A 12,622-nucleotide genomic window follows, 5' to 3' on the forward strand; every position below is an offset into this window, starting at 1 on the left:
ACGGGGCCGCGGCGCGTGTTACGCGCTCGGCTCCGTCCAGCGGATGGGGAGCTGCTCCGGGCCCCGGATGAGCATGCCGGTGCGCCAGTTCAGGGCGTCCGGGTCCGAGTCCAAGGCGAGGTCGGGGCAGCGGTCCAGCAGCGCGCGAAGGGCGATACGGGCCTCCAGGCGGGCCAGCGGGGCGCCGAGGCAGAAGTGGATGCCGTGGCCGAAGGCGACATGGCCGCGGGGCTCGCGGGTGATGTCGAAGTCGTCGGCGGCGAGAAAGCGTTCGGGGTCACGGGATGCGGAGGCGAGCACGACAAGCACCGGCTGCCGGGCGGGAATCACCGTGCCGCCGATCTCGACAGGTTCAGAGGTGAAGCGGAAGGTGGACGTCTCCACCGGACCGTCGTAGCGCAGCATCTCCTCCACGGCGTTGTCGAGGAGGGAGGGGTCGGCCCGCAGCGCGGCAAGCTGATCGGGGTGGCTCAGCAGCGCACGGACGCCGTTGGCCAGCAGGCTGACTGTCGTCTCGTGCCCGGCGACCAGCAGCAGGAACGCCATGCCGACCAGCTCGTCGCGGGACAGCTGGTCACCGTCCTCGTCACTGGTGCGGATCAGGGCGCTGAGCAGGTCCTCGCCCGGCTCTTGGCGTTTGTCCTCGATGAGGCGGACGAGGTACGCGGTCATCGCCTCGGTGGCCGCCTGGGTCGCCTCCGGCGCGGTCGGGGCGACGAGCTCGTTCGACCAGGCGCGGAAATCCTCCCGGTCGATGTCCGGGACGCCGATGAGTTCGCAGATGACGGTCATCGGCAGGGGGAAGGCGAGCGCCTCCACGAGGTCCGCGCGGCCGTCGGGGGCGGCGAGCATCGCGTCGAGCAGCTCGTCGGTGATCTGCTGCACCCGCGGCCGCAGCGCCTCGACGCGACGGGAGGTGAACTCCCTGGCCACCAGCTTCCGCAGTCGGGTGTGGTGCGGCGGGTCGGAGTCCAGCATGTGGGTGAACAGCGGCGAATCACCGGCGCCGGCGTCGTACAGCCCGGAATTGCGCAGGTCCTTCGTCAGACGGGGGTCGGTGAGCGCGGAGCGGACGGCTTCGTAGCCGACGACCAGCCACATGTCCTGGACCTCGGGAATCCGCGCGCGGTGCACGGGCCCTTGGGCACGCAACTTGGCGTAATACGGATAGGGGTCCCTGGTGAAGTCCGTGCCGTAAGCGCCCAGGTCGACGATCTCCGACATGCGCTGCCCCGCTTCTCTCGATGACGCGCCCCACTCGACGCTGCACGTCACCGTACGCGCGGGGCCCGGAGCAGGGCATCGGCCCGGCGGAGGAGGCGTGCCCGGTCGTGTCCTCCGTCCGTAGTGCGCCCGATGTCCTCCGCAGGGCGGGCGTCGGGCCCGTGGAGGGGTGTAGCGGTGGCCTTTCGGGATCGGTCAACTCCGTGGTGAGGGAGGGGCGTTCAGGGTTGTGGGTGCGGGGCGCCCCAGGGAAGTGTTCCGCAGGGCGCCCGTCCGTCTAGCAGCGGGCGTGGGCGGTGATGTCCGCGTCGAACTCGTCGATCATCGCGGGGGTGACGGTCGGCCGGCACCGGGCGATGGCGGCGAGATAGTCCTCGGTACCGGCGCCGAGGCGGCCCGTCGCGCCCGCTCCCAGACCGATCGACTCCAGGTCCCTTTCGAACGACGCCTGGGCCGCGATCCGGGCCGCGTGCTCGATGTCGGCGGGCGTGAACAGCTCCGTGGCCGCCACCAGGGCCGCCACGTCCACCTCGGCCCGGCCGTCCGTGTACCGCGCCCAGATCGCCGACCGGGCGGCCGCGTCCGGCGTGCCGATCGGGATCAGGTAGTCGAAGCGGCCGGGACGCAGAAACGCCGGGTCGAGGGAGCGGATGGAGTTGGTCGCGCACACCAGGAGCCGCTCGTCGCGCTCGCGGAACCCGGGTATGAGCTTGAGGAGTTCGTTGGTGACGCCGTGCAGGCCCCCCGGCTGCGCGGGCTCGCTGCGTACCGGTGCGATCTCCTCGACCTCGTCGATGAAGACCAGGACCCGCTCCAGCTCCGCGATGCGCGCGAACGCGGTGCGCAGCGCCGCCGCGAGATTGCCCTCATCGGCAAGCCGGGAGGGCAGCAGCTCCACGAAGGGCCAGCCGAGCTTGGAGGCGATACCCCGGGCGAAGGTCGTCTTTCCGGTGCCCGGGGGGCCGAACAGGGCGATGGCGCGAGGTGGCCGGACGCCGTGGCGGGCCGCCCGCTCCGGTTCCGCCAGGGGCAGCACGACACGCCGTTCGATCAGGTCCTTCTCCGACTCCATGCCGGCCACCTTGGCCCACAGGTCGGTGGGCAGGAACCGGCCGCCCAGGTCGTCCAGGAGGCTCGCCGAAGGGCCGTGGTGCGGTTCGACCTTCTCGAAGTAGGCCACGGCGGGCTGCCGGGTGTAGCCGGCGTTGAGCAGGCCCTCCCCGAGCAGATCCTCCTCGGGGAGGACATAGGCGATACGGCTCACCCGGGCGGCGATCAGCCGCCGCTCCAGCTCCACCAGCAACGCGCTCGCCAGCCCCCGGCCGCGCCAGGCGGAGGAGATCGCGATCCGCATCACCCAGCCCCGCTCACCGGCCACGCAGGCCAGCGCCGTGCCGATGGGCACTCCCTGGTGGACGGCCACCACCGCGGGCTGCCGGGAGGTCAGGGCGCTGATGCATTCGGCGAGCGAGAAGACCGACTCCTGACCGAGCTCGGCCGTGGAGTCGATGAGGTGGACCACTTCGGCGAGATCGTTCTCGCGGTAGTCGTGGATGAGCCAGTTCACCGGTACCGCCCCTCGTTGGTGATGTTGCAGTGAGGCTAGGGGCGGGGGGTGAGGGGGTCCTGCTCCGCGATGAACAATCCGGGCGGGCGGATTCTACGTTCCGTATGTAGCCAGGGACGGGCGTGCGCCATGGGCCGGAGGCGGGCTGCGGGTGCGGGCCGGTTCGTCCGTGGGCACGGGAAGCGCCCGGCCGCTCTTCGCGGCCGGGCGCTTCTCCCGGTCCTGCTGGTGGCCTGTTGGCGACCTGCCGATGCCGATCTGCGGTTGCGGTCAGCCGGCGTCCGGCCCTCGTGCCGGCTCGGGGTGCTGCGTACGGTGCCGGGGCCGTGGGGCCCCGGGGCGGGTCACGGGTTGCGCTTGGGGTTCTGCGGGTCGACACCCGTATGGGCCTCGGCGTCCTTGCGCCCGCTGGGACGCCGGGACGGGCCCTTCTCGCCGGTGTCCCGCATGCCTTTCTCGCTCTCCTTGGCGGCGATCCGCTCACCGCTGCGCGATGTGCTCTTGACCTCGCTTGCCGGCGGCACCTTGTCCTCCTCCGCGGTCTCCCTGCGGGGCGGGCTGTCGGGGGCGTGGCGCTGGGGGTCGAAGGAACGTTCCGCGCTCGGGTTCTTCTGCTGCTTCGCCTCGTCGATGTCGGGCGACCAGCCGTGCTGGTCGGAACCCTTGTGCCTGCTGGGGCCTTCGCCCATCTTCGGCTGCGAGGACTTGCGGTGCTTCGTCATGTGGCTCCCTCGGTTCCGCGTCACCGATGGGCGGCGTCGGACCGTTTCCGGCGTTTGGTATCGGTCGGGCGTGTGCGCTCCTGAGGCTGGTCGGCGGCGGGCGGCTTGTCGTTCTCACCAGGCACGAAGTGCCGTGAGTCACCGAGAGTCAGCAGCCGTTTGACCTGGTCGGGCAATCTCATGCGTCGCCTCCTTGCCGCATCGGCGGCTCCACGGCTCCATGGTCGGTGCCGGTCGGGTCGTGCGCATCCGGGCCGGGCCGGTCGCATGGACCCGGAAACGAGGACCACCCCTCAAGCGTCGGCTCTGGGAGCGGTATGTGGCAAATGCCCGGGATGCCGTAGGGGTGGCGGGGCGCGAAATCCAGGGCGGGCCCGTGCGCAGCCGGGGCGGTTGGCTACATACGGTCACAAACGCGCGTCGGGCCCGTCCGGCTCACCGATGCCGCGTTCCCCGCTCGGTCCGGCGGCCCCGGCCCGCGCGCTCCCGCGCCCGTGTGCCCGGAGCCCCTGTCGCGGGGGCCGGGCGACTGTCGCAGAGTGGAGTGGACGGAACGGGAAGGCCAGGCGGCCTGCGCGCCGCCCGGACGCGATGCGATACGGGGCAACCGATCGGAAGGCGTGAGTTCGGATGACTTCCCTTGCCAGGCCCAAACGGTATCCGCAGAAGGACCCGGATACCGGCGCCGCGTTTGCCGAGCTGAGGACGTTGCCCGACGGCCCCCGCCGGCAGGAACTGCGGGAGGAGATCGTCCGCGCCTGGCTGCCCATGGCTCACCGGCTCGCCCGCCGCTACCACGGCCGTGGCGAGAGCGATGACGACCTGCGCCAGGTCGCCGCCGTCGGCCTGCTCAAAGCCGTCGACCGGTTCGACCCCAACAACGGCACGCCCTTCGGTGCCTTCGCGGTGCCCACGATCATCGGTGAGATCAAACGCCACTTCCGCGACGCGCTGTGGGCGGTACACGTCCCCCGGCGCGCCCAGGAGCTGCGTGCGCAGGTGCACCGGGCGCGTGAGGAGCTCTCGGCCAGGCCGGAGCACAAGTCGATCACCGTCCAGGACGTTGCCGCGCATACCGGCCTGCCCGTAGAGGACGTGCTGATCGGCCTGGACGCGCAGAAGACCTTCACCGCGCTGTCCCTGGAACGCCCTATCAGCGGCGAGGAGACCCACACCATCAGCGACCGGGTGGGGCAGGAGGACCCGGCACTCGGGCTGGTCGACGACCGGGAGGCGGCGGCCCCGGCGCTGCGGCTGCTGCCGGAGCGCGAGCGGCGCATCCTGTACCTGCGCTTCTTCATGGGGCTGACGCAGAGCGAGATAGCCGCTCAGATCGGGCTCTCGCAGATGCATGTCTCGCGGCTGCTGCGGCGCTCGTGCGACTACGTACGGGAACAGGCCCTCAGCCCCCAGCCGTGAGCTCGATCCGCCCTGTGCTCGATCCGCCCTGTGCTTGAGCCGCACTGAACAGGGCACGCGCGCCAGATGATGTTCGACAGTTCGGAGACAGACGTGCACCCGCACCCCCTCACCATCGGCCCCCTCGGATCCGCCCGCCCCGCAGCAGCCCGCCACCGTACCGGCACGCCGCCTCAGCAGGCAGGCGCCCCGAGGGCCGAGCGGGACCCGAAGCCGCCTCCGGGGAGCGATCCGTCGGAGAAGCCGCTGCCCGACCCGCCGCCCCCGGGCCCCCTCGACCCCGTGCACCCCGACCCCGTACCGCTGCCGGAGCCCGGCCGCGATCCAGAGCCGCATCGGCCCGAGCCGGAACCGGCACCGGCCGGGGGATAGGCCCGGCCAAGGTTGCTCGGCGGTCAACTTCGCGGCTCGCCCCGCCGGCCGCCGTCGGGCATCCGGCGGAATCCGTGGGGCGACTCGTTATCCGCTCAGGGTGCGGGGAACGCGTCCCTAGGCGTCCCCGGGCCGTCCGGGCAGGCGCTCGCAGCACCAGGAGGCGTATTTCCCATGGGGCATGGCGGAGACGTCATCGAGGAACTCACCACCGACCACCGTGAGGTGGACACGCTCTTCGAGCGGTTCGCGCAGGCCCCTTCGGGGAGCGCGGAGCGCAAGTCGCTCCTCGACGCGCTGACCATCGAGCTGGTACGGCACTCCGTCGCCGAGGAACAGCATCTCTACCCGGCCGTGCGCGAGCACGTACAGGACGGCGACGCCCTCGCGGACAAGGAGATCGACGATCACGCCCGCGTCGAGCGACTGCTGAAGGACTTGGAGGGCCGAGAGGCGGACGACAGCGACTTCGACCGGCTCGTCGCCAAGGTGCGTACGGAAGTCACCGCCCACATCCAGGACGAGGAGCGCAATCTGTTCGTCCAACTCCGAGAGTCCTGCCACCCGTACGTCCTGGAGAGTCTCGGCAACAAGGTCCGCGACGCGAAGAAGACCGCCCCCACGCGCCCGCACCCCGCCGCCCCCAGCACACCGCCGGCCAACAAGCTGCTGGCGCCGGGAGTGGGGCTGGTCGACAGGGCCCGTGACTACGTGGCCGGCCGCGGACGGTAGGACGCAGGCCACGCCCCCGAAGCGGGCCGCAAGGCGTGCGGCGCTCGGCGGGGCGCCCGTTCGGTTGTCCGATCACAAGGAGCGTTGCCATGCCGGCAGGGTCCAGCAGGAAGCGGGAGCGTCAGTACGAGCACGTCAAGGAGGGCGCCGAGAAGCGCGGCACCTCCACCGGCCGGGCGAAGGAGATCGCGGCCCGCACGGTCAACAAGGAACGGGCGCGGTCCGGCGAGGCGAAGTGGGCGGGCAAGGTCTCCACCCGCGACCCGAAGTCCGCCCCGCAGCGCGGCGGCGAACGCTCCCCCAGCGGCCCCCAGGGGCCGACGAAGGACCAGCTGTACGAAGAGGCGAAGAAGCGCAATGTCGAAGGCCGCTCCTCGATGAACAAGCAGGAGCTCCGCGAGGCCCTCGGCCGCTGACCGGGCTCGGCAGTTCCCCTCGGGCCCGCGGGGGCACCGCCCGCGGCGAGGGCTCCCGGGACGCGAACAGGTCCCGGTGAAAGGGAGTGGCATGCAGCGCGACGATCTGAAGCGGTTCCTGCGGGGGCACCGGCTCGCCGTTCAGTGCTCCGTCACGCCGGAGGGCGCGCCCCAGGCAGCGGTCGTGGGGTTCGCGGTGAGCGACGGGCTGGAGATCGTGTTCGACACCGTCGACACGACACGCAAGTACCGCAACCTGCGGGCCGATCCGCGCATCGCGCTCGTCATCGGTTGGGACGACGCGATCACGGCACAGATCGAGGGCATCGCCGACTTCCCCGAAGGCCGGGAACTCCAGCGCCTCCGGGAGTGTTACTTCGACGCCTATCCGGATGGGCGCGACCGGTTGGCGTGGCCCGGCATCACCCATGTGCGGGTGCGCCCGCAATGGGTGCGGTACAGCGACTTCACCCGTGAACCGCCGCTCATTGTGGAGTGTGCGACCGATCAACTGACGTGAGCGGCGAGCGGCCGGGCGCAGGTAGCGTGCCGTCGCGGCCAGAGCCGACGAGTGTGGCGCCGACAGCGTGACGCTCGCCTTCACGCACGGACTGACATCCCCTCACCGGCCCGTACAGCGCCGGCTTCGTACTCATGTCCTAGTGCAGTGGGCGCCCGGATTCCGCGGCGCGGCGGGCGCCGGGGACGGCGACTGATTCGGGGTTGACGGTGGCCGTGTCCCTGGTAGCCGCCGGGCAGTTGACCGCGCGAGGCGCACGAGGGCGGAGAGCCCGCCCGCTGTCGCATCACCGCCCGCTGCTATTCTCCCCACTCTCCTGGAAATGAGCATGGGCATGGGCACGTCACGATGAGAGGGCTTGAGCGGACATGGTCGTCAACGACGTATCCGCCGAGTTCCGCGAGCTCTTCGAACGGCAGCGCGCCGAACTCGCCCTTTTCGCCCACTTGTTGACCGGAGAGTCAGAGGCCGCGGACGGCCTCGTCGCGGCTGAGACGGCCGCGTTATGGCGGCGTTGGGGCCGGGTGCGCAGCGACCGCCCACGCCTCGTGGCTGCGCGGGAGGGCAGAGCCTCACCGTCCACGGGGACTTCGCCCCAGGGCGTGACGACCACAGCACGGCACGACAGGCCGGCGCCCATGGCAACCCCCTGCTCCCCGATGGAAGTTCAAGGGCGCAAGCTCTGCCCCCACAACGGAGGAACCACGGATGACCACCCGAGCCCAACGACGCAGGATCCACAGGCGCCGTGTGCAGCGGCGGCGCACCCTGGCCGGGCTGGTCACCGCCCTGGGCATGACCGGGGCAGCCCTCACCACCAGCGTGCTGCTGGCCCCCGCCGGTGCGGCAGGCGCCTGGCCGGAGCCCAGTGGTGGAACGGCGGTCACCGAGTCCATCGAGGTGTCCGGCACCTTTGACGGTAGCCTCAAGCGCTACCGCGCCGGCGGAGAGCTTCGCGGCGATCGCCAGGAAGAGGGCAAGGGCGCCGTCTTCACGCTCAAGGACGGCGCCGTGCTCACGAACGTCGTGCTGAACACCCCCGGGGCCGTCGGTGTCCGATGCCTGGGCAGCTGCACGCTGCGGAACGTGTGGTGGGAGGACGTCGGCGAGGAAGCCGCAACGTTCGAGGGGACGTCGGCCGACGCCGTCTACACGGTGACCGGTGGCGGCGCGCGGCATGCCGCCGGCCGGGTCTTCCAGTTCAACGGCATGGGCAAGGTGGTACTGCGCGGATTCGAAGCCGACGACTTCGGCGAGCTGGTCGGCTCGTGCGGCAACTGCCGCACGCAGTACCGGCGGTCGGTCATCGTGCACGACGTCGACCTCACCGCCCCGGGCAAGCGGATAGCCGCGATCAACGTCAACTACGGCGACACCGCCGAGCTGCGTGACATCCGAATCCACGGGGACGGCGGTGACATCGAGCCCTGCGTGCGCTACCTGGGCAACAACAGTGGGGCGGAGCCGGCCAGGACCGGAAGCGGCCCCGATGGGATCAACTGCCGTTACGCGCCAGGGAACGTCAGCTTCGACTGAGCGCGGTGGCGGGGCGAGGAGACGGTTCACTGCGGTAGACGGCCGCAGGAACCGACTCGTCCCGGTCCCTGTTCTGTGTCAGTTCATGGTGGACCCGATCCCGCCGCCGCTCACACCGAGGAATTCGGTCGCGGGCAGTGAGCCGTCGGCCTTACGGGGGCCCTGGGCCGACGCCGCGCCGGCCCCGTTCACAGCGGGGGTGGGAATGCCCGCGTCCCAGTTGTTGCGCGCGGACACGGTGGAGCCGCCGAGCTTGGCCCCGGCGGTCCCACCGACGGCCAGATTCGCCGCGAGCCGGGCCCGGCCGGTCGCGAAGTAGAAGCCGGTGCCCGCGTTCCGGTAGGCCGTATTGCGGTTGAGCGCGATGGCGCCGGTGTTGCTGTTCTCCGTGAAGCCGTTCGAGGCGTTGTCCCAGGTCGCGTTGTTGTTCACCAGATGTGCGGCCGTCGCGCCACCGCCGCCGAGCTTGAAGCCGTTGCCGTTGCCCTCGAACGCCGGGTCGCTCCAGCGGTTCTTTCCGTTGCCGTACGCCCAGGAGTGCTCGACGGTGACCGCGCTCGCCCACTGCCACAGATCCATGCCGTCGTCGGCGTTGTGGAACAGCCGCGCCCCGGTGACCCTGTTGCCGCTGCCGGAGCCGAACTTGACCGCCAGACCGTCGGCGTTCTGCCCGTGCTGCGCCGGGTCGTAGTTACGGTACGAGTCCAGGTTGGCAATGAGGTTGTCGTTGCAGTTCTCGCCGCGCAGGGTGAATCCGGAGTCGCCGTTGTCGTTGGTGGTGAGGTTTGTGAAGATACCGCCGGTCGACGACGTGATGACCACGCCCTGTGCCGGTGAGCGCTGGAACCGCATGCCGGAGATCGTCCAGTGGTCGCCCTGTATCGCCGCGAGCCAGGAGCCGGCCGGCAGCTTCGATCCGTCGATCACCACCTTCTCGGACCCGTACGGGCTCAGCGTGATCCGGTTCGATGCCGTACCGTCCGCCGAGGACTTGAGCGTATTGGCCGGGTAATACGTCCCGCCCCGCACCTGGATGACCGTGCCGGCCCGCGCGTCGCGTACCGCGCCCTCCAGGGCCGCCGTACTGGACACCACCACGGTGGCGGACGAGGCGCCGGCGTCATGGGACGGCACCGCGAGATAGCCCGCGCCGCCCAGGACGGCCGCGGCCGTGACGGCGAGCGAGAGTGTACGAGTGCGCCGATGGCGTCCTGCGGTGCTGCTCACAGCGGGTGGTTCCCTTCGACGGGGTGCGAGCGGGGCCGTGCCCCCGGCTCGCTGACACCAACTGGTCGCCGCCGCACGCCGAAAGGTTGCCGCCCGCCTCCATCGGCGGCCTGAGCGGTTTCCGAAGCGGGCGACCCCTTCGGCGCGGCGTGGGTAGTCCTTGCCGCGTGCACCCGACCCGCGGCAGGCGCGCGGAGAATTTTGTGCGCTCCGGCGTGCGCCCCAATGGCCGAAAAGCGAAGGCAGCGATTCGTTCGAACCGGGTACTAATGGACGTGCTCGGTGCAAGGTTCGAAACTTCAGGAACAGGGGCGAACGTGATCCGGGTTTTATTCGTGCACGACACCTGGCTGATGCGCTCCGCGCTCACCGCGTTACTGAGCGACGAGGAGGACATCGAGGTCACCGCGGCCCCCTGGAACAAAGCGCCCGGCCGTGCGCGGGCGTTCCGTCCGCAGGTCTGCATCGTCGACGGCGACACATCGGGCACCACGGAATTGCCGAACGGGCCCGGGGGACCGGGCTGTGCCCTGCTGGTTCTGGCCACGGCATGTCGGCCTGGAGTGCTGCGCCGAGCCGTGGCCGCACGCGCGCTGGGCATCGTGGACAAGGACACCCCTCCGGGGCGCCTGCTCCGTGCGATACGGCTGGTGGCTGCCGGGCAGCGCTACGTCGACAGCTCGCTCGCGGCGGACTTTCTGCAGGCCGCCGAAATGCCCCTGACCGCACGGGAGTTAGCCGTACTGACCCTCGCCGCCGGCGGCGCCTCGGTCCCCGAAATCGCTTGCGAGCTGCACCTGAGCAACGGCACGGTCCGCAACTACATGGCCGCGATCAACCGGAAGACCGGAGCCCGCAACAGGGTCGACGCCATCCGCATCTCCCAGGGGGCGGGCTGGCTCTAGGGTCGGTGTGCGGTTCAGCAGTTCTCCGGAGGGGAGTCGGAAGTCTGTCGGCGGTTTGTCGGTGGAGGTTGCGATCGTGGGCGGGTCGGGTGCTCCCCATCACCATGCGGGGCCCAGAGCGCAAGGAGCCAGTCACCGTGTCTTCCGCATCCCAGAGCCCACCGTGGGACGTTCACCGGCTGCCGTCTGCCGAGGGCAGGATCTTCCTGGTCACCGGAGGTAACGCCGGGATCGGCTACTTCGCCGCGGAGCAGCTCGCCGCCACCGGCGCCGTCGTCGTACTCGGCAGCCGGGACGCCGCGAAGGCCGATGCCGCCATGGCCTCGATCCGCTCGCGTGTCCCCGGCGCGCGGGTGCGGCACCTTCAACTGGACCTCGCCGACCTGTCGTCCCTGAAGACCGCCGTGGACAGGCTGGACCTCGATCATCTCGACGCGGTGGTCCACAACGCGGGGGTCGCGCTCGACGACCCGCCGCGTCGGGAGACCGCGGACGGCCACGAGCTGATGTTCGGCACCAACCACCTCGGTCACTTCGCTCTCACCCAGTGGCTGGCCCCCCTGCTGTCCGCGGCGTCGGCAGGCCGCATCGTGACGGTGGGAAGCTTCGCGGCGCGGTCCGAGCGACTGGACCTGGCTGATCTGCAGTCGACCCAGGACTACCGGCCCAAGCGCACCTACGGCCGATCGAAGCTGGCGCAGATGTACTTCGGCTTCGAACTCGATCGCCGCCTGCGTGCCGTCGGCAGCACGGTGCTCAGCGTCGTGGCCCACCCTGGCGGCGCACTGGACTCCCTCACCCCGTCCCGCCCGCACGTACACGTGACAACCCCCGGCGAGCGGCTGCGCGCCTTGCCCGCCGGGCTCGTCGTGCAGGGCAAGGACGCCGGAGCATGGCCGGTCGTCCGTGCCGTCCTCGACTCCGAGGTGCAGGGCGGGCAGCTCTGGGGGCCGAGGGTCTTCGGTCTGCGTGGCACACCACGGCGTGAGCCGAATCCCTCTCATATGGCCGACCCGGCCGTTGCCGCTCGCCTGTGGGACGCAAGCGGTGAACTGGCCGGCACCGATCCGCACCTCGGCTTTCGGTAGGCGCGTCGCGGAGCCACGGCCAGGGGGGCCGGCCGGTGGAAGTCGTTCCAGGGCGATTGTCAGACCGCTGCGTTACGTTGCCGCCATGACGGAATTCGTACTGGTTGCAGGGGCCTGGCTCGGATCGTGGGCGTGGGACGAAGTCGTGCAGGAGCTGCGCGCTTCCGGCCACGGCGCCCACCCGCTGACGCTTTCCGGCCTCGCCGACAAACAGAGCAGGCCGGCTGGGCAGCAGACGCATGTGCGGGACATCGTCGAGGAGATCGAACGCCTCGATCTACGCGATGTCGCCCTCGTGGGGCACAGCTACTCCGGCATTCCGGTTGGCCAGGCCGCTGAGCGGATCGGCGACCGGCTGGCGCGCGTGGTCTTCGTCGACTCCATCGTCCCGGCCGACGGGGAGTCCTTCGCCTCCTGCTGGTGGGAGGGGCGCGAGAAGTTCGAAGCCGTGCTTGCGGGAGGCGACGGCTTCTGGACGCCCCTGACCCCCGCCGACTGCGCGGGTCAGGGGCTCGACGACGCGCAGATCGCCCGGATCGTGGGAGGTGCCACGCCCCACCCGGCCGCCACGCTGACCGAACCGGCCGCGCTGTCCCGCCCGCTCGGTGAGCTGCCCGCGACGTACATCAAGTGTCTGCTCGACGGCGACGAGCCGACCGACGACGTGACCGAGCTGCTGAAGAGCGAGCGTTGGCAGCTTGTCGAGATGGAGACCGGCCACTGGCCGATGTTCTCCCAGCCGCATGAGCTGGCGCGGATCCTCCTTGACGCGACCGGGGGGTGATGGCGGCTCGGTGCCGACGGGCCCGCACCGGGGGTACGTCAACTCCGCTGGTCGCAGCCACTCGCCGGGGATTGGACGGCTCGTGACGGGCGGTTGCCGCGGACCGGCGG

13 protein-coding genes are annotated in these 12,622 nt (G+C 70.8%); 8 read left to right on the forward strand and 5 right to left on the reverse strand.

The genetic code is table 11. The features are described from left to right. Positions 1-18: 18 nt before the first annotated feature. From QOM21_RS33785 to QOM21_RS33800, 4 genes are all read right to left on the reverse strand, one after another. Complete coding sequence (locus tag QOM21_RS33785; RefSeq protein ID WP_407554808.1) at positions 19-1,224, reverse strand: cytochrome P450; 1,206 nt, start codon at positions 1,222-1,224, stop codon at positions 19-21. A 277-nt stretch (positions 1,225-1,501) separates the two neighbouring features. Next, positions 1,502-2,791 carry an ATP-binding protein gene (locus tag QOM21_RS33790; protein WP_407554809.1) on the reverse strand — a complete coding sequence of 430 codons (1,290 nt, stop codon included), beginning with the start codon at positions 2,789-2,791 and terminating at the stop codon, positions 1,502-1,504. Between the two features lie 344 nt (positions 2,792-3,135). Next, on the reverse strand, positions 3,136-3,513 hold the full coding sequence (locus QOM21_RS33795; RefSeq protein ID WP_407554810.1) for a hypothetical protein: 378 nt from the start codon (positions 3,511-3,513) through the stop codon (positions 3,136-3,138). Positions 3,514-3,533: 20 nt separating this feature from the next. Further along, positions 3,534-3,695 carry a hypothetical protein gene (locus tag QOM21_RS33800; RefSeq protein ID WP_407554811.1) on the reverse strand — a complete coding sequence of 54 codons (162 nt, stop codon included), beginning with the start codon at positions 3,693-3,695 and terminating at the stop codon, positions 3,534-3,536. Positions 3,696-4,143: 448 nt separating this feature from the next. Here QOM21_RS33800 and QOM21_RS33805 point away from each other — a divergent pair, with 448 nt between their 5' ends. The 5 genes from QOM21_RS33805 to QOM21_RS33825 all read left to right on the forward strand — a co-directional run bounded on the left by QOM21_RS33805 (position 4,144) and on the right by QOM21_RS33825 (position 8,508). Beyond that, complete coding sequence (locus QOM21_RS33805; protein WP_407554813.1) at positions 4,144-4,932, forward strand: SigB/SigF/SigG family RNA polymerase sigma factor; 789 nt, start codon at positions 4,144-4,146, stop codon at positions 4,930-4,932. Positions 4,933-5,478: 546 nt separating this feature from the next. Beyond that, positions 5,479-6,036, forward strand: coding sequence for a hemerythrin domain-containing protein (locus QOM21_RS33810; RefSeq protein WP_407554814.1), 558 nt, complete (start codon positions 5,479-5,481; stop codon positions 6,034-6,036). A gap of 89 nt (positions 6,037-6,125) precedes the next feature. Next, positions 6,126-6,452: a Rho termination factor N-terminal domain-containing protein gene (locus QOM21_RS33815; RefSeq protein ID WP_407554815.1), complete on the forward strand. Its 327-nt coding sequence runs from the start codon at positions 6,126-6,128 to the stop codon at positions 6,450-6,452. A 91-nt stretch (positions 6,453-6,543) separates the two neighbouring features. Next, positions 6,544-6,972: a pyridoxamine 5'-phosphate oxidase family protein gene (locus QOM21_RS33820; protein WP_407554816.1), complete on the forward strand. Its 429-nt coding sequence runs from the start codon at positions 6,544-6,546 to the stop codon at positions 6,970-6,972. Between the two features lie 708 nt (positions 6,973-7,680). Continuing rightward, entirely contained in the window at positions 7,681-8,508 is an 828-nt protein-coding gene (locus QOM21_RS33825) for a pectate lyase (RefSeq protein ID WP_407554818.1), read from the forward strand. Positions 8,509-8,586: 78 nt separating this feature from the next. Here the strand turns inward: QOM21_RS33825 and QOM21_RS33830 are convergent, their stop codons facing one another. Further along, complete coding sequence (locus QOM21_RS33830; RefSeq protein ID WP_407554820.1) at positions 8,587-9,735, reverse strand: right-handed parallel beta-helix repeat-containing protein; 1,149 nt, start codon at positions 9,733-9,735, stop codon at positions 8,587-8,589. A 317-nt stretch (positions 9,736-10,052) separates the two neighbouring features. Here QOM21_RS33830 and QOM21_RS33835 point away from each other — a divergent pair, with 317 nt between their 5' ends. The 3 genes from QOM21_RS33835 to QOM21_RS33845 all read left to right on the forward strand — a co-directional run bounded on the left by QOM21_RS33835 (position 10,053) and on the right by QOM21_RS33845 (position 12,512). Beyond that, entirely contained in the window at positions 10,053-10,640 is a 588-nt protein-coding gene (locus QOM21_RS33835; protein WP_407554822.1) for a response regulator transcription factor, read from the forward strand. A 137-nt stretch (positions 10,641-10,777) separates the two neighbouring features. Further along, positions 10,778-11,728 (forward strand): SDR family NAD(P)-dependent oxidoreductase, encoded by a 951-nt coding sequence (locus QOM21_RS33840; RefSeq protein ID WP_407554824.1) that lies wholly within the window; start codon positions 10,778-10,780, stop codon positions 11,726-11,728. Between the two features lie 85 nt (positions 11,729-11,813). After that, positions 11,814-12,512, forward strand: coding sequence for an alpha/beta fold hydrolase (locus QOM21_RS33845; protein WP_407554825.1), 699 nt, complete (start codon positions 11,814-11,816; stop codon positions 12,510-12,512). Positions 12,513-12,622: the final 110 nt, after the last annotated feature.

This window comes from Streptomyces sp. Pv4-95, from assembly GCF_045782725.1.
Taxonomy (GTDB): Bacteria; Actinomycetota; Actinomycetes; order Streptomycetales; family Streptomycetaceae; genus Streptomyces.